The 15,723-nt window shown below is 63.1% G+C and carries 16 protein-coding genes; 8 read left to right on the plus strand and 8 right to left on the minus strand.

Annotated features, from left to right (window positions below):
- The first annotated feature begins 99 nt into the window (after positions 1-99).
- Positions 100-516 carry a hypothetical protein gene (locus CAP_RS34430; RefSeq protein WP_231511855.1) on the plus strand — a complete coding sequence of 139 codons (417 nt, stop codon included), beginning with the start codon at positions 100-102 and terminating at the stop codon, positions 514-516.
- Positions 517-584: 68 nt separating this feature from the next.
- Here the strand turns inward: CAP_RS34430 and CAP_RS34435 are convergent, their stop codons facing one another.
- Complete coding sequence (locus CAP_RS34435) at positions 585-1,688, minus strand: hypothetical protein (RefSeq protein WP_044248744.1); 1,104 nt, start codon at positions 1,686-1,688, stop codon at positions 585-587.
- A gap of 268 nt (positions 1,689-1,956) precedes the next feature.
- On the opposite strand from CAP_RS34435, the gene CAP_RS34440 reads away from it, so the two are divergent.
- Positions 1,957-2,475 (plus strand): tRNA (cytidine(34)-2'-O)-methyltransferase, encoded by a 519-nt coding sequence (locus CAP_RS34440; RefSeq protein WP_044248746.1) that lies wholly within the window; start codon positions 1,957-1,959, stop codon positions 2,473-2,475.
- Positions 2,476-2,759: 284 nt separating this feature from the next.
- Entirely contained in the window at positions 2,760-3,122 is a 363-nt protein-coding gene (locus CAP_RS49095) for a hypothetical protein (RefSeq protein ID WP_231511856.1), read from the plus strand.
- A gap of 75 nt (positions 3,123-3,197) precedes the next feature.
- Here the strand turns inward: CAP_RS49095 and CAP_RS34445 are convergent, their stop codons facing one another.
- The 3 genes from CAP_RS34445 to CAP_RS49100 form a co-directional block, all read right to left on the minus strand.
- Positions 3,198-3,704: a CarD family transcriptional regulator gene (locus CAP_RS34445; RefSeq protein WP_044248748.1), complete on the minus strand. Its 507-nt coding sequence runs from the start codon at positions 3,702-3,704 to the stop codon at positions 3,198-3,200.
- Positions 3,705-4,424: 720 nt separating this feature from the next.
- Positions 4,425-5,336, minus strand: coding sequence for a Ppx/GppA phosphatase family protein (locus CAP_RS34450; RefSeq protein ID WP_231511857.1), 912 nt, complete (start codon positions 5,334-5,336; stop codon positions 4,425-4,427).
- Positions 5,337-5,376: 40 nt separating this feature from the next.
- Positions 5,377-6,201, minus strand: a complete 825-nt coding sequence (locus tag CAP_RS49100; protein ID WP_081865563.1) for an OmpA/MotB family protein — start codon at positions 6,199-6,201, stop codon at positions 5,377-5,379.
- A gap of 416 nt (positions 6,202-6,617) precedes the next feature.
- On the opposite strand from CAP_RS49100, the gene CAP_RS34460 reads away from it, so the two are divergent.
- Positions 6,618-7,004 (plus strand): hypothetical protein, encoded by a 387-nt coding sequence (locus CAP_RS34460; protein ID WP_044248754.1) that lies wholly within the window; start codon positions 6,618-6,620, stop codon positions 7,002-7,004.
- 397 nt (positions 7,005-7,401) lie between these two features.
- Here CAP_RS34460 and CAP_RS34465 read toward each other — a convergent pair whose 3' ends face one another.
- Both CAP_RS34465 and CAP_RS52840 read right to left on the minus strand, forming a co-directional pair.
- Positions 7,402-8,991 (minus strand): hypothetical protein, encoded by a 1,590-nt coding sequence (locus CAP_RS34465; protein ID WP_156041400.1) that lies wholly within the window; start codon positions 8,989-8,991, stop codon positions 7,402-7,404.
- 35 nt (positions 8,992-9,026) lie between these two features.
- Positions 9,027-9,407, minus strand: a complete 381-nt coding sequence (locus tag CAP_RS52840) for an AgmX/PglI C-terminal domain-containing protein (protein WP_044248761.1) — start codon at positions 9,405-9,407, stop codon at positions 9,027-9,029.
- An 843-nt stretch (positions 9,408-10,250) separates the two neighbouring features.
- Between CAP_RS52840 and CAP_RS52845 the strand changes: the two genes are divergently transcribed.
- On the plus strand, positions 10,251-10,760 hold the full coding sequence (locus CAP_RS52845; protein WP_197041483.1) for a hypothetical protein: 510 nt from the start codon (positions 10,251-10,253) through the stop codon (positions 10,758-10,760).
- Here CAP_RS52845 and CAP_RS34475 read toward each other — a convergent pair.
- On the minus strand, positions 10,720-11,364 hold the full coding sequence (locus CAP_RS34475; RefSeq protein WP_231511858.1) for an HNH endonuclease: 645 nt from the start codon (positions 11,362-11,364) through the stop codon (positions 10,720-10,722). The two genes, CAP_RS52845 and CAP_RS34475, sit on opposite strands and share 41 nt — an antisense overlap.
- Positions 11,365-11,574: 210 nt before the next feature.
- On the opposite strand from CAP_RS34475, the gene CAP_RS49110 reads away from it, so the two are divergent.
- From CAP_RS49110 to coaD, 3 genes are all read left to right on the plus strand, one after another.
- Complete coding sequence (locus CAP_RS49110; RefSeq protein ID WP_081865564.1) at positions 11,575-12,489, plus strand: 3'-5' exonuclease; 915 nt, start codon at positions 11,575-11,577, stop codon at positions 12,487-12,489.
- Between the two features lie 116 nt (positions 12,490-12,605).
- A complete protein-coding gene (locus CAP_RS34485; protein WP_156041402.1) occupies positions 12,606-14,045 on the plus strand; it encodes a tetratricopeptide repeat protein in 1,440 nt (479 codons plus the stop codon).
- Positions 14,046-14,058: 13 nt separating this feature from the next.
- Complete coding sequence (gene coaD / locus CAP_RS34490) at positions 14,059-14,559, plus strand: pantetheine-phosphate adenylyltransferase (protein WP_044248769.1); 501 nt, start codon at positions 14,059-14,061, stop codon at positions 14,557-14,559.
- A 112-nt stretch (positions 14,560-14,671) separates the two neighbouring features.
- Here the strand turns inward: coaD and CAP_RS34495 are convergent, their stop codons facing one another.
- Positions 14,672-15,619 (minus strand): site-2 protease family protein, encoded by a 948-nt coding sequence (locus CAP_RS34495; protein ID WP_156041403.1) that lies wholly within the window; start codon positions 15,617-15,619, stop codon positions 14,672-14,674.
- Positions 15,620-15,723 lie beyond the last annotated feature (104 nt).

Genomic DNA, 15,723 nt, shown 5'->3' on the forward strand with positions numbered 1-15,723 from the left:
GGGAGGGATGGAGACGGGTGGGGGAGGGATGGAGACGGAGGGGGGGACGGGGGCGCCGCCGTCCCGTAGCTTGGGCGATGTGGCAGTGAGGTCGGAGTGATGGGAAAGGTCTTCGTTGCGTTCGCGCTCATGCTCTCGGGGTTGCTGTTCGCGCTGCCAACGTGGGCTGGTAGCTACCTGGACCGGGCATCTTTGTTGCTGGATGAGGCGCGGCGGGAAGGAGATCTGCTGCAGCCTCGGACGCACGATCGGGAGCTGGTGCTCGTGATCCAGGCGCTGGCCGAGGCGCGCGTGAAGGCGGCGCGCAAGATGGAGTGCCCGGCGGCGGTGGCGAAGGTGCACCCTCACCTGCTGCTGGTGATGGAGAACAGTGAACGGGCAGCGGATGCGGCGGTGCAGGGGAACTTCAAGAAGTTCATGGAGCACCTGACGGCGGCGCGGAACGAGGAGCGCGCGTTCCGGGCGATGCTCTCACAGCTCGGGTTCACGCTGCCGGAGTCGGAGTCGCGGCGCTGAGGCGGCGAGAGGCCTAGCGCTGGAGGAGCCCCTTCCAAGGGGGCGCCGGCGTGGGCGAGAGGCGTGGGTCAGAAGACGGCGCCGAGATCGAGGGCCAGGGTCCACTGGCGGCCGACGCCTGCGAACTTGTTGGCTCCGTCGATTTCGTAGTCCTGGCCCTGGTTGGCATCCTCTGCGCTGGTGAGGTCGGTGATGAAGTGCATCCCGAACTTCACCATCTGGAACCGGAGCTGGGCGCCGAAGTTCAGGCGGTGGCGCGTGAGCCGCACGGCGTCGAAGACGACGGTGTTGTTGAAGTCGGCGCTGGAGCCTGCGCCGCAGACGGGCTGACCATCGTAGGCGCCCGTGGTGCCCCCAGGGGTGGCAGGGGTGTTGGCGCCGCGGAAGTCGCAGTAGTCGAGGGCGTCGGTGTTGGGGGTGGTGTCGATCAGGCCGGAGTCACCGAAGATGCGGATCCACTGGTAGCCGACGTAGGGGGTGAGCACGACCGTGCCGGCGATGGGGAGAGGTTTCGAGATCTGCGCGTCCACGCCCGCGACAGTGAGCTGGAAGTCCTCGGTGCCCGTGATGGTGCGGACGCTGCCACCGACGGCGATCTCAGGGAAGATGGCGGGGATGCCCGTGCGGAAGCCCTCAAAGACGGACATGCGGACGTCGGCGCCAGCGGTGACGATGCTGGTGTTGCCCAGAAAGCCGACGGCGCTCGCGAGCTCGAGACCGAACGGGAAACCCTTCCTGACCTTGAGGGCGTAGTGCTGAAGGAGGCTGTTAGGCTCCTTGTTGTAGTACGAGGACTCCTTGGTGGTGGGATCCTGGGGGCCTCGGGTTCCCTGCTTCCAGTACTCGGCGTCGCTATCGATCTTGGTGTACGCCGCTTCCACCCCCAGCTCGAAGCCGCCGTACCCGGTCGTTCGAGCGGAGTGCATTGCGGTCGGCGCGACAGCGAAGCCGTACTGAGCGATGAGCTTGGCGAACGAGGCATTGTCAGGCTGGCAGCGGGTGAAGCCTGACTGAGGATTGTAGAAGAGTCCGCCATCCGGCCCGGCGGTTCGACAACCGGCGTTCGTGACCAGGCGCGAGATAGCCGGGTCCATGGTGTCTGCGGCCGCCGCTGAGGACAGCGCTGCACCTGCAATGGCGGTTGCCAGGGCGAGCCAGGAGGTTGCGCGCATGACGTGTCTCCGAGCGGGAGGCTACGTTTGCGTTTGCGCGGTCGTCAAGCCAGCAGACGAGGCACTTGGCTTTTGTCTGCAGGCTCAAGGCTAGCTGGGCTGTTCGGCGCACGTGGTTCCGTAAGCCGAAGGGTTCGGCTCCTGACTGGGTGGTTGCGTCCGGGTGCCGCTGGTGGGTGTGTCGGAAGAGGCGTGGTCCAACGCTGGCGACGCTCGTTGAGCAGCGGCGGGTCCTTGCGTCGAGGCCGTGGCTCGTGGAGAAGAGGGTGTGGCCAACGAGCACCGACCTCGCCTCCGTGCGGCACCACTCGATCCGCCTTTCAGGATCGTGCTGGTCGAGCCAGAGATTCCGCAGAACACGGGCAACATTGGCCGCATCGCAGCCGCGACGCAGAGCCCTCTGCATCTCATCGGTCGGCTTGGCTTTCGAATCGATGAGCATGCGGTGCGTCGGGCTGGGCTCGACTACTGGCCCCTGGTTCAGCTTGAGCAGCACGTTCACCTGGACCACTTCCATCACCGCTACCCCGAGGCACGGCCGCGGCTCTTCAGCGCATCCGGCGAGCGGAGCTATCTCGAAGCGGACTTTCGCCCTGGAGATGCATTGATCTTCGGCAAGGAAAGCACCGGCCTCGATCAGGAACTGCTCGACCGGATGCGGAGCTCCGTGTTCGCCATCCCTTTGCTAGGCGCGGTACGGTCGCTCAATCTGGCGAATGCGGTCTCCATTGTACTCTATGAAGCATTGAGACAAGTGGGAGCGTTGGGAAAGGTAGTTCCGGAATGAACGTGCCGGGGTGCGAGTGAGAAGACCACCAGCGGTCCATTCATTCACGCAACCAGCAAGCTGAGGCGCCGCCCAGCAAGCTCCATCGGTATTCGGGATTTACGATGAATGACAGCAAGAACAGACGGTGACCGGCAGTGCTGACGGCCGATGTACGAACAGTGAAGCGACAGCACGAGCGGGCAAGAGCACGGTGGGTACGGCTCGCACTCTCCTGCATGGCCTTCGTTGTTGCCAGCACGGGGTGCGGCCGCAGACCACCGCATGCGACCCCGGACGGATCCGTGCGTGAGTTTGTCGAGCGTATGAGACAACTGCAGGGGGGGCCGGGCGATGCAAAGAGCGTGTATGAACTGCTCTCGCAACGCGCACGAGACAACCTGAGCGCTCGAGCGCAGCGCTATAGCGCTGCTACAGGAAAGATGATCGCGCCTGAAGCGATGCTCGTCCCGTCGCATTTTCAGCTACGATTCGAGCCGCAGCACTACACCGCTCAGATATCAGGTATGCACGGTATCGTCGAAGTGGCCGGGATTTTGCCCAGTGAGCGAGCGCAGATCCCATGCCTCTTCGAGGATTCTGCTTGGAGGGTTGATCTGATGTTGCCGCCGCTTCCGGCAGTGCAGGTGCGACCAGGAAGCGAGTGATGGGTGCGCCTTGAACCCGTCCCGGGGACAGTTGCGGCGAATCGAAAGGCGCTACGAGGAGGAGCGTGCCTGTCTTCAGTTGGCCATGAAGATGGCTTCGATCTCGTTCTTCACTTGTTCTTCAGTCTGGCCGCGCGCAATGGCGATCTCTTTGACGATGAGGGTACGAGCGGTGTCAAGCATTCGGCGCTCTCCGAAGGAGAGCTGCTTGTCCGTCTTGAGCCTGTACAGATCCCGTAGGACTTCCGCCACGTCGTAGATCGACCCAGTTTTGATCTTGTCCATGAAGCCGCGGTAGCGGCGGTTCCACGTCTGGTTGTCGAAGGCGATCGTTCGTTCGCGCAAAATGTCGAAGATCTCTCGGATTTCCTGCTCAGAGATGACTTGACGAAGGCCAACGGCGCTGGCGTTGCTTACGGGAACCATGATCTTTCGGTCGGTATCGAGGATGCGCAGGACGTAGAACCGCTGACGGTTACCAGCGATGTCCTTCTCCTCGATGTTTACAACCTCGGCAACGCCTTGAGCGGGATACACAGCCTTGTCGCCAACCTTGAACTGGATCTCCGTACGAGCCTGCATATTCTCTCCTTTGACTCCCACCCTTGCATCCGCAGTTTCCTCAGATTTCTTATTGCTTGGACGATTCCCTTGAGTCATCGCCCACTCACCTCACCTGCAGGATCGGCCGATGAAACAGATTCGACCCGCCCGACATTCCTGAAGAAGCACCAAGTGTGACACGAGTCAGTGGGTTGTGACGGGGCATGGGATGGACTCGGGGGAGCCTAGCGGCCTGAGGCGACGAGGGGGGACTTCGCCGATGTACGCGAAGCAAGATTCTGAAACTGGAATATACCACCCAAGCCGAGTGAGCCACGCGGCACAGGTCTCAGTGTTCGATCAACGGACCGAAGGTGTATGACTGGATTGCGCAGGGCGCGCGCAATCTAGTCAGATTGACACGCAACGTCAACAAAAAAGTGTTGACCGGTCTGGTACGTTTGGCTCCTTCGCAATTTGATCTCGAACTGTAGCCCAATGAGATTGCTGCGAAGTTGACGGCGAGAGCGAGGGGAGACGCAAGTGAATACGCCAGCGAGCTTCCCACCTGGCAAGCTGCGAGTGAGCTTCAGAGATGTATACGAGTTCGTGGCAAGAACGACGGGCGGTCGTACGTGCGGCGACGGCAGCCCCAAGCGCGCCGTGCCACGACGTCCACATCTCTGTGCTAACGGGAGGAAGTGGGCGGATTCACTGCCGTCGTGGCAGAGATTCACTGCTTCCTTAGAAGAGGCTCCGTTAAGCCAGGCCCGCAAGCTGCAGGGCCAGACCCCAGCGTACGCCCCTGCCAGAGATTGTGAGTTCGCTACTGGATTGACCAAAGAACTCCTCTGACCAGCGCAATAGTTCTTCGACGATCATGCTGCCGGCCACGATGACATCTGCACGAGCGGGGTCGATCGCCTGCAGTTGCCGTCGACGAGCCAGCGGCAGAGACGCCACACGCGCCGCCACCTCTTCAACCTCTTTGCGACCAATCTTTGCACCATGAAGGGACGGGGCATCGTGAGCATCGAGGTTGAGAGCAAGTGTGGCGATTGTCGTCACGGTGCCCGCAACACCGACCAGCAGAGGCTGCGAGTCCCTGGGTGGGCTGGGTAGATGCACCGAGGTGAGCGCAGCGCGGATGTCGGCACGTATCGCCTCGAGTTCGGCATGCGCAGGTGGATCCGTTCGCACATGGCGCTCGGTCAATCGAACGCTGCCGATATTCAGGCTGAACGCCTCCAGATCAGGCCTCTCGTGAGCGAGATTGGCGATGATCTCCGTGCTGCCGCCACCGACATCGAAGACGATGCAAGGACAGGCGTTGGCGGAGATCCCCGCCATGGCACCCTGGAAGGAGAGAGCAGCTTCTTCCTCTCCCGAAATGACTCTGGGCGTTGTGCCGATGAGATGGCGCGCTTGGGCGAGGAAGGTGTCGGTGCCAACGGCATCTCGCATGGCGCTGGTGCCCACGGCATCGACACGGTCGACAGTATGGCGACGAATCTCCTCTCCGTAGCGCGCCAAGCACGAGAGTGTACGTTCGACGGCATCTGGAGAGAGAGCGCCCGTCCTGTCGACCCCCTGCCCGAGCCGAGTGATGGTTGCCCGGTCGACAAGAGGCACGAGTTCGGTCGCGCTCTGCTCGGCGATGAGCAGCAACACGGAGTTCGTGCCAATGTCGATCGCAGCAACTCGCATTGGTCTATTGAATCAACGTTTTCAGGTCGAGCATCTCCTCGACATTGGGCACCACCACGATCTCGCAGCGACGATTCGCTTGCTTGTTTTCGGGTGAGTCGTTGGTCTTTATCGGGTCGGTCTCCCCATAGCCAGAAGCACTCCAGCGTGTAGGATTGAGTCCTCCTCCTCCTTTCTCAACCGGGGTGACGAGGAATGCCAGAACTTCGCGAGCTCGCATCACGCTCAATCCCCAGTTGTCCTTGAACCTACCGCCTTGTAGCGGAGCATCGTCCGTGTGACCGGCTACCTGGAAAGTACGTGATGCCAATCCAGCGTCGCTACGAATGACCTCTGCTACCTTGAGGATGATGTCCTGCCCATCCTTCTTGAGGGTCTCTCGGCCCGAATCGAAGAGGACATCTCCTGGCATCTGGATCACCATGCGGTTGTTACGCACGGTGACGTTGAGTCCGAGCTTGGTGAGAGCTTGCAGTTTCTCACGCAGGAGCTCGAAGCGCTTCTTGATGGCTTCGAGCTGCTCGGCACGCTTTCGATAGTCTTCCAGTGCTCGAGCCTGCTGCTCCAGGTTGGCATTGAGATTGGAGATGTCGACTCCTGCTGCTTTGAGCTGAGCCTTGAGTTGACCGACCTTCGTGGCGGCCTCCTCGATTTCTGCGCGTGCCTTCTTGTTTTGAGCTTGTTCTTTGCTGAGTTCGGCCTGCAGGTCGTTGATCTCTCGGAGTTTCGCCTGCATCTCCTCCTCGGAATAGCCGCATCCAATCACTCCCAAGCCTGAGAGGAGCGTGATGCCCAAGAACAAAGCCCGTGTTGAGCTACGAAGCCGCATCGGTTTCCTCCTGAAGAACCAGCAAACAGATTTCCGTTGTCACGGTAGCAGTGGAAAGCGCTCGGACCCTACTCACACCCCTCAAGGGGTACAAGCTCCCTTGAAGGCCTGACTGCTCAGCCAGCAAGCGTTCGCCTTCAGGGCACCAAGGGGGGTGCAGTGCGCAACGCTCAGGTCCCCTGGTTACGCACTGGTGGGCAGCGAGGAGCCCTGCTCTGGCGTTTACCCCCCCGCAAGCCTTGCAGGGTGATTCCGCCCAAAGGCGAGGGGGAAGCAACTATAGGCCACGCAACAATTTCCTTGACCATCACCATGCATGGCAATATATGTCTCGCAACATCTGTTGTTCTGGTGGGCGGTCGGCGCGTTCAAACCCTACGCGGCCGTCAGCTAGGACACATGCAGGAGGATTCCCGATGGCTACGAAGAAGACGGCAAAGACCGGGAGGAAGGCCGCGAAGAAGGTGACCAAGTCGGCCAAGAAGCCGGCCGCTGCGAAGGCTGCGAAGGTCGCCAAGAAGACGCCGGCCCGTAAGGCTGCGAAGAAGACGACCGCAAAGCGCGGCGCGGCGAAGAAGACGACCAAGCGCGTGGCCGCGAAGAAGGCGCCGAAGAAGGCAGCCACCAAGCGCAAGCCGCGTGCCGCAGCGAAGCGGACGGCAGCGCCCCGCAAGGCTGCTGCTACCCGCAGCACTCGCTCGGCCGGGAAGCGCGCTTCGAAGGGGAGCACGCGTGCCCCGAAGGCAGCGGCTGCTCCGGCTCCCGCTCAGTCCTCGCAGGGCGGCGGCGACGAGTCCGAATAGTCATCCAGTCGCCGACCGCTCGTGTAGGTCGGCTTGACTGCATGGCGTTACGATTCCCTGTTCGCGGCACTCCCAATACCCTCTGAGGCCGCGCGGTCTGTTCTTCAATGAGGGTGGCGATAAGCAGAGTCGCTGGTCGCCTGGTCGAGTACATCCCAGTTAAATGGTGGACTGGCTGAGCCGAACGACGGTTTGGCTGGTTGATGCTACCAGCTCGACGAGTTCGTCGTGGCCACGCTGAGCGCGTGAGTTCTGTCTGTGAGCAGGCCGGGGGCGTTTGAGACCAGCCTGCTTCCCGGCACCCGTGAGATCATCATCGGGCGGCGTTCGAGTTCACCACTCCTGGTCGTCTCTCAACGATTGAGAGACCTTTCTGCCCTTCAGGTGGGGTGCTGCTTCAAGAGCGTTCGCCCAGGTAAAGGCGCAGGGCACGCGCGGCATCTTTGCGATCAAAAGCAACGCCCGCCAGCTCGTCTCGCTTGGAGATCTGCTCGAAGAGAGTCGTCAGGAACTCGTAAAACGCTTCGGATTCGAGGATGGCGGCTTCCATGGTTGCCGGATCGAGCAGGTCGGTCTCTTCCAGGCGACTCATTGCAGCCATGAAGGTATCAACGCGCGGATAGTCGCCCACCCGCAAAAGCGGGTAACCCATGGCACGGAAGTAAGACAAGAACTCGCGTATGAAGGCGAAGCTCGTGATCCCCGTCCAGCGGTCTGGTGCAGGGCCCGTGTGTCGGGCTTTGCTGGCGAATGCGCGGGCGATCTGGGCGAACATCCATACGTCGCGTCTGAGGCGCTCGCTCGTGGCGCGTCGCGCCGCTTGATCATCAAAGACTCCGCCTTCCTCTAGGGGAGTGCCGAGTGAACGCCCCAGGAAGAGAATTGCATTCTGGAGGGCAGGACGAAGGCTGGCCGTGGCGGCGCGGAGGCGTGCACGGTGTTCCCCTTCGGGCAGCAAGCTGTCTGCTGCCGGCAGGTCATGCTCGAAGGTCCGGCGCATCTCCAGGCGGAGATTTGCAGCGACACCGGTGAGCGCTGCCTTGATGGCGAGGAGTCTGTGTCCTTCGGCTGTCAGCTCGTCATAGCGAGCGTGGAGGTCCGTTGCAGGAATGCGCAGCAGGTCGCGCTCGTAACTATCTGCGAGCATCACCCCGGCACGCCGACGCAAGTAGTTTGAAAGTGCTCGGGCGTCACTGCGCAGTACGGCAAGCACCAGGTGGGCGCGGCCAGCAATGCGCCGATCGGAGTAATCCAGTGCGATGGCGTCGACCAGACGCAGGTACCGCAGCATCCGGAAGAACGAGAGGAAGGTCAGCGCGACCAGTCGGTGCGCGTGCTCGCCAGGTACGTGCTGGATCAGCTCCAGAACCTGTGTGGACGCAATTCGATCGAACTCGGGTCTGAATTCAAGAGCATGCAGCGGGTTGAAGAACGAGCTTTGCGCGATCTCGCGCATTCCTGTGGCGAGATGAGCGTAGAACAACCTGAAGTTGAGCCGAGGGACGCGGAGCAGCCCTCCGGCCACCTCGATGAGGTTGGTGAACCCGTGTCGCAGTACGAACAGGCTGCCCTCTGGCGTCTCCTGTGCCATCGCTGCCTGGAGCAGGCGTGTACGGGCAGTATCCTCGGGCAGCACAGTCTCCAGGTACCGCTGGAAGACGAAAGCTCGGTCCCGGTCACCAAGCATGGTGCGGGCCAGCTGGACCACCCGTGACATGCCGTCACGGGCATGCTGCAGATGTTCGCGAAAGTCCTGGCCGACGATCGTCTGGCGGCGCGCGACCCCGGGGTGATTGCGCGGATTGGCAAAGCAGGCGAGGCCCTTGAGAAGAATCTCGAGCTCGAAGAGCGTGTCTTCCTTTTTGTCGGCCGCGAGACGCGCAAACCAGGCTTCACGGGCCTGCTGCTGCTCGCGCCGAAGACCTCGGGTGTCCCGAAGGAGCTCAGCATAAGCATTGCGGCCGCCCAGAGTATTGCTGTTGCGCAAGGGCGGCGCTGCGTCACTTGACACGGTGGACCTGTTCAGTTTTTGGGCTTGAAATCGAATCGGTGAGTGTAAAGAGTCTCTTTGCCACTGGGCGATTTCGGCCAGGAGATCGTTTTCACCAGATCGGTCATGCACGACTCCACCTCGCCTGCGGTGATGTCGCTCTCATCTTGCTTGATCTTGGCCTCCATGAACTTGCCTTCCGGGTCGAGCTTTATCTGGAAGGCAAGCCTGCCCTTCGCACCCCGGTTGTTTCGAGCGTAGAGGTCGAAGCAGCAGCGGAAGCTGTCACGATTTGATTTCACGACCTCGAGAATCGAATAGAGACGATCGCTCGAACCCGCATCCTTGGCGGTCATCGCGTTGTTCATCACCACTCCCTCGCTGGGCGGAACGTTCGCGATCTCAGAGAGCATCTCTTTGCAATCGGCAACTGTCTCCGGGGCCTTCCTCGGAGTGGATGCCGTGGCAGGTTGGGGAGCCTGCGCGGCCTTGTCTGTCGTGGAAGGACCAGTCGCACTGGGCTGTACCCCTGAAGTGGTGTCCGACGACGCCGATTCTCCGCTCGGTACCTGCGACGGTGTGGAACCGCTCGAGCAAGCCGCGACAAGAGCAAGAGAGATCGTGAGTCCCATGAAGAGGGCGTTTGCAGTGGCGCATGCACGCATGCGGGGCATGATAGTCTTTCCTCATCCCAGAGTAGAGACCACGTAGCCAGCTTGCACTTTTCCTGGTTTAGGCAAGAATGGCATCCGCATGAGGGAAAAGTGCCGCTTGGGCAGCGAACCCCGGGAGAGAAGGTTTGTTGCGGCGGTTGCCTGGGCGCTCTTGGCGATGCTGGTGGTCGGCTCAGCGTGCACCGGTGCTGACCCGCTGCAGCTTTGCGGAGAGATCCCGGAGGCCGGTTGTCCTCTGGGTCGCGGCGGAACGTGCGACGACAGAACCTGTGCGGCGCTCTACGACTGCAGGGATGGAAAGTGGACGCTCGCGACGACCTGTGAGCCCGCGGATGGACCGCCTGCCGAAGAGCAGCCGGACGATGAAGATCAGAGCGACTGTGAGCGGCCCTCGATCGACTGGGCTGAAGAAGCCACCGGTTGCGAACCCGACTTGCAGCACCCCGACTGCCCGGCGTCGGCTGCCGATATGTGTGCTTCAGCGGTTTGCTTGACGGACTGTAGTGATTTTTTCCTCTGCACGGATGCCGGTTGGACAGTGGTTGCCTACTGCGCCGACGACGGACAGGTCGTGCTCACCCAGTGAGGCCTCCTGTTCAGAGTGCAGGCAAGCTCTCCATCGCAGGGCTCTTCTTCCTGCGCATCCTCGGCTGTCATGCCGACGATCCCGCCTCGAGTGTGTCCTCCACCCGCCCGACGACGCTCCAGAGCACAGCCGAGCCAGGCGCCGATCTCACCATCGCAGTTGCTGAAGTTCGTGCGGATCCCGGCATCGATCCAGCAGCCATCGGTGTGGCGCTTCGTGACGCTGACGCCGCGCTACGCTGGTGCGTAGAACCAGACAGATCTACGGGCATCATCGCGCTACGCCTGTCCCTTGAGCGCGATGGTGCCGTCAGAGATCTTCGGCTGCTCGATGCCACCACCTACGGAAGCGACGAGGCGCGCGGTTGCTTCATGCGCATCCTGGGAGCCATGCGGTTCTCCTCGTCACTCGCTGCTCAGGCGAATGTGGACGTGACGCTCGAGATTCGCTCTCGTCCTCGTCCTCTCAGCTTGCCCGGAGGAAGGGATTCCACTCCTCGAAAATGAGAGGCGATCCCATCACGATGAGCGCCGCGAGCGACCAGCGCGGGGCCTGAGGGGCACGAATGAGCCGCATGCTTGCTTCATCGGGGGTTCGCCATCCCTTGCGGAGATTGCAGGTGCGGCAAGCCGTCACCAGGTTCTCCCACGAACTGTTGCCCCCGCGAGAGCGCGGAATCACATGGTCGATGTTGAGGTCACGGATGGCTGGCTGTTTCGAGCAGTACTGACACTGGTGACCATCACGCAGCATGACGGTCTTGCGCGTGAGCGGGACCGTGGGGCGCCGCACGCGGTCGTAGTGGCGCAGATGGACGACGCGAGGAACCCGCAGCGAGCCCCCCACGATGGGCACGCGGTGATCCTTCTCCCGGACAGGTAGACGGCGCCATGCAGAAAAATCGTGCAGCTCACCTGCCTCATCCAGGGCCAGGGCTGAGCCGGAGTAGAGAAGAAGAAAGGCGCGCCGGGCGCTCGTGAGCTTCACCGGGTGAAACTGACGGTTCACCACGAGGACAGGCAGATCAAGGGGCTCTGAACGCTGCAGTGAAGTGCGCTCTTCATCTTCCCCGAGCGGGTCTTCACGCTGGTCGTCACGCTTGCTCGCCACCGCCGCGTCGACGTCTTCCGAGCCTGGCTCATCTCGGTGGGGATGGCCTACCTTCCGCACCCCAGGAATCTAGCAGTGAATGGCCGCCGCAGAAACTCGCTCTGCACGAGGGCTGGTGGACGATAGGGACTCGCTGCACAGGCGTCGCGCTTCCCATGCCTGGACCCCTCGGTGAAGCCATGCGAGGCAGGGACGAGAGCTGGTGAGATCATGACGGCTGAAGCCCCACGAAATCGAAGGAAAAACCTGGATGGGACGGCACAGGAAGAACCACCCCTGGGACCTCCCTGGGATCTACCTCTCGCGTCTGCGCCACTGCTGTTCGTCGACCTGGAAATGACGGGCCTGCATCCGGCAACCGATCGCATCATCGAGATCTGCGCCCAGCGTGTTCGCGGGGACGTGCTCGAGGCGTCTCTCACCTCACTGGTGCGTCCTGAGTCGGAGGTTTTCGGCAATTCACACGTGCATGGCATCCAGCCCGGTGACCTGGCGAACGCACCCCCTTTCTCCGCGCTCTGTGAGCCTCTGGAGGCGCTGGCCGAGGGGGCCATCGTGGTTGCCCACGCTGCAGACTGGGATGTCGCCTTCCTGGAGGCGGAGCTGGCCCGTGCCGGCAGGCCCAGGAGGTTCTCTCACTTCCTCGATTCGCTGGTCCTCGCCCGCCGTGCCTTTGCATTTACCAGCCACAGTCTCGCTTCCCTCTGTCGTGAGTTTGGAATCGTGCGCGAGCGGGAGCATCGTGCCGAGGATGATGTCCTGGCCCTTCGAGCAATCTTCGGGCGCATCGTGACGGAGCTTTCGCCAGCAACCCCTCGGCATCTGTGGCGTGTCCGCGTCGGGGAGCGTCGTGCGCGTCCAGAGCTCGTCGAAGCCGCGAAAGAAGCGGCGGCCAGAGGCGAACCGGTTCGACTGCGCTACCGACCTGCTGGCCGAGCCGCGCAGGAGCTCACCGTCCGGATAACGGGAGTGCGAACGGACCTCGACCCTCCCCTGGTTCTCGGCTATCTCCTCCCCTCGCGCAGCCGCCGTGAACTCCGGGCCGACCGCATCCTTGCGCTCGAGCCGCTCCACCCCTCCAGGCCGGGTGGGACCGACCCTGACGGCGCGGCGCGAGGAGCGTGAGGAACGACGTGCGAAGTCTGTTGAATCGAAGGGTGACTGCGAGGCCATGTGCTCGGACCTGCCAGCATGAGCAGGGCACGGGAGAACGGCCCTGGCGCGTCGGCATGGCGCTCGGAATGCTCGCGATTCCCCTGCTGCTCGGAGCCTGCTCTGGCGCGATGGGTACTGCGGCGACCCGGCCGCAGGCGGCAGACAAGTGGTTCCTGCGCGCGCAGCAGGAGTTCCAGAGCGCTGACGTGGAGAACGCTCGCGACGCTGTCGCGAAGGCCCTCGCCATCGTCCCGGAAGACAAGGACGTGCGGTTGCTCGCTGGCCGGATCGCTCTCGCGCGTCTGGACTTCGCGGAGACGCTCCGGCTACTGAAGGGCGTTGGCGGCTCCGAGGCTGCCGGCCTGAGAGGACGTGCGTACTGGTACAAAGGCGACCTCGAAGCGGCAGCAGACGAGCTGGAGGCGATGCTCGACGATCCTGACGTGGTGGACGACTGGGCAAAGTCGATCGCCAAGCTCGCCCGTCGCGGTGCAGGGCGGGTGCCCTTCTCTCTCTCCGGCGCTCTCCTCGCTCCCGTGGAGATGCCGCACGTCAGCCCCTACGCCCCATTCTTCGTCGTGCCCGTGGAGATCGACGGCGAATCGGCGCTGGCGATGGTGTCCACCGGTACGGGTGAGGTCGTGCTGGACAGCGCAACGCGCCCCGAGCCCAGCTGGGTTTCGCTCCGCTTCGGCAAGAAGCTGGAGGTCAACGACGTCCCCGCGCTCTCCCAGGATCTCTCGGGGATATCCAAGCAGATGGGGGCACCGATCAAGGCGCTGCTCGGGGTGAACCTCCTCCGGCACCTCAATGCGACCCTCGACTACGCAGGTCGTCAATTCGTCGTGCGGTCCTTCTCTCCTCCTTCTCCCCCCAACGCGACCCGCGTGGACATCTTCTACGTCCGCGGTGGTGGCATGATCCTGCGCAGTGGTGTCAGCAGCGACAAGGAGATCCGCGGCCCCATGCTCATCGACACCTCGATGAGCTTCCCCGTCGCTCTGGACAAAGACGGCTGGCAAAAGGCCGGGGTCGACATCTCCAGCCTGAAGCCACTGGAGCAGGACCCGGAGCAGAAGCTCAAGCAGGGGCTGATCTCCACCCTCCGCCTCGGTGCATACGACATCCCCAAGGTACCGGGCGTGTATGGTGCTCCGCTCTCGGACATCGAGAAACAGCTCAAGCTCGACGTGGATGGCGTGATCGGTGCGGGCCTGCTCGCCTACTTCCGGATCACCTTCGCCGATGGCGGACGGCTGATGTGGATTGAAGACGATGCAGCGGCGGAACAGGTACTCCGCGGCGGTCGGAGCGCACCCACCCCTCAGGATGCGCCGCAAGCCTCTCCTGGGCTCCCCGCGTCTGACGGCTCCCCAGCCTCTCCACCTTCGCTCGCTCCTGCGTCGCCTGGCGCTGCTGGTTCTCCTGGTACTCCCGGCGCCCCTTCCCCGGCGCTGTCGGCCCCGAAACAAGGAACACCGGCACCCCCTCCTCCCTCCCCGAAGCCCACCGGCAAGACTCCCTGACAGCGAACACGCCATGGTCCAGGATCTCCTCGCGGTCTACGCAGGCAGCTTCGACCCCCTCACGTTCGGGCACCTCGACCTGATCGAACGTGCGTCGAAGCTCTTCGGCCACGTCATCATCGCCATCGGCCGTCACCCCACGAAGAAGCCGCTGTTCTCCTACCAGGAGCGCCTCGATCTTCTGCGCGAGGTCTCTCATCCCTTTCCGAACGTGCGCGTCGATTCGTTCGAAGGCCTGCTCATCGGCTACTGCCAGCGGGTAGGTGCGCGGGTCATCGTGCGCGGCCTCCGCGCCGCCACGGACTTCGAGTACGAACTGCAGATCGCCCACGCCAACGCCGACATGGTCCCCGGCGTGGACACCGTGTTCCTTCCCACGCGCGCCAACTACGGCTTCGTCTCTGCTTCGCTGGTGCGAGAGATCGCGAGCCATGGAGGCGACGTGAGCCACTACGCTCCCCCCGTGGTGTGCGAAGCGCTTCGGACAAAGTTCGCGACGCCGCCCAAGAGCTGAGAAACACCTCCTCTGCGTCGGCGCGCGTCCCGCTCGCATCCTCACCGAACCTCGCTCCTGCACCGCACTTCTGGTGCAGGAGCCCCCCTCGATCTGCAGCGCTCGTCCCCCTTCAGTACGTCGACACGGGGGTGGGCATGAACAGCAGCACGAAGATGACGAGCGACACGATGGCGACGAGCCGCCGCGGGGCCGAGATCTCCCCCGGGTCTGTCGGAGGGTGGTCCGTCCCTCCGACCCGCTGAAGCACGAGGACGAGCACGAACCAGGCGAACCAGAAGCTCGAATTGCCGATCGCCTGCCAGATGGCGTCCCCCGTGCCCGCCGCGATCGCCCCCGGGAGGAACCTCGCCAGATTGTAAGCGACGATGACGAGCAGCAGCGGATGGATCACGCGCGCCACGCGGTTCTGCACCGGGCCGAGCAAGGCGTAGGCGATGTGCCCTCCATCGAGCTGCCCCACCGGCAAGAGGTTGATCATCGTGATGAGGAGCCCGGCCCAGCCAGCGAGTGCCGTCGGGCTCAGGAAAACATCGTGGCCCTCCGGGATGGGGCCCAGGAGGAGCCGCTTGAGCCCCATGTAGAACAGGCTCTGCCCCTCCAGGATGCCCGAGCCACTCACCGGCTCCACCCTGGATTGCAGCAAGCCGATCACCAGGACGGGGATCGCGACCGCGAGCCCTGCAAGCGGCCCGGCCGCGCCGATATCGAGCAGCGCATTGCGTGACTTGATGCGTTCGGGCATCGAGATCACAGCGCCCATCGTCCCGAGCAACCCGACGCCGGGCAAGGGAATGAAGTACGGGAGCGAGGCTGCGACCCCGTGCACACGGGCCGCGAAGTAGTGCCCGAACTCGTGAACGAGGAGGATGGCCAGCAGCGGTACCGCGAAGCGCCACCCGCTCGGCAGGATGTCGATGACCCCGAGCAGTCCTGGCCTCGTCGGCGCCACACCGGCCCACCCTGCACCGGCAAAGAACACGGTGACGACCGTCAGGAGGAACAGGGCCAGGTTCGTCTTCCAGCGGAGAGGCACGGACGGGTCGAGAGTCTGGGACATCCAGCGCGAAGCGTGGCTGTCCGCAGGTCCGGCCTCAAGCACCCTTTGAAGAATGCGCGACAAGGATGGGGGCGAGCGTCTGCGCACGCGGACCTCACCACCAC

This window comes from Chondromyces apiculatus DSM 436 (genome assembly GCF_000601485.1).
Classification (GTDB): Bacteria; Myxococcota_A; Polyangia; order Polyangiales; family Polyangiaceae; genus Chondromyces; species Chondromyces apiculatus.

Coding starts and splice junctions, on each gene's coding strand:
- CAP_RS34485 (WP_156041402.1), top strand. CDS start 12,606: ATGCTCGCGATTCCCCTGCTGCTCGGAGCCTGCTCTGGCGCGATGGGT.
- CAP_RS34430 (WP_231511855.1), top strand. CDS start 100: ATGGGAAAGGTCTTCGTTGCGTTCGCGCTCATGCTCTCGGGGTTGCTG.
- CAP_RS34435 (WP_044248744.1), bottom strand. CDS start 1,688: ATGCGCGCAACCTCCTGGCTCGCCCTGGCAACCGCCATTGCAGGTGCA.
- CAP_RS34445 (WP_044248748.1), bottom strand. CDS start 3,704: ATGCAGGCTCGTACGGAGATCCAGTTCAAGGTTGGCGACAAGGCTGTG.
- CAP_RS34460 (WP_044248754.1), top strand. CDS start 6,618: ATGGCTACGAAGAAGACGGCAAAGACCGGGAGGAAGGCCGCGAAGAAG.
- CAP_RS34495 (WP_156041403.1), bottom strand. CDS start 15,619: ATGTCCCAGACTCTCGACCCGTCCGTGCCTCTCCGCTGGAAGACGAAC.
- coaD (WP_044248769.1), top strand. CDS start 14,059: ATGGTCCAGGATCTCCTCGCGGTCTACGCAGGCAGCTTCGACCCCCTC.
- CAP_RS52840 (WP_044248761.1), bottom strand. CDS start 9,407: ATGCTCTCTGAGATCGCGAACGTTCCGCCCAGCGAGGGAGTGGTGATG.
- CAP_RS49110 (WP_081865564.1), top strand. CDS start 11,575: ATGACGGCTGAAGCCCCACGAAATCGAAGGAAAAACCTGGATGGGACG.
- CAP_RS49100 (WP_081865563.1), bottom strand. CDS start 6,201: ATGCGGCTTCGTAGCTCAACACGGGCTTTGTTCTTGGGCATCACGCTC.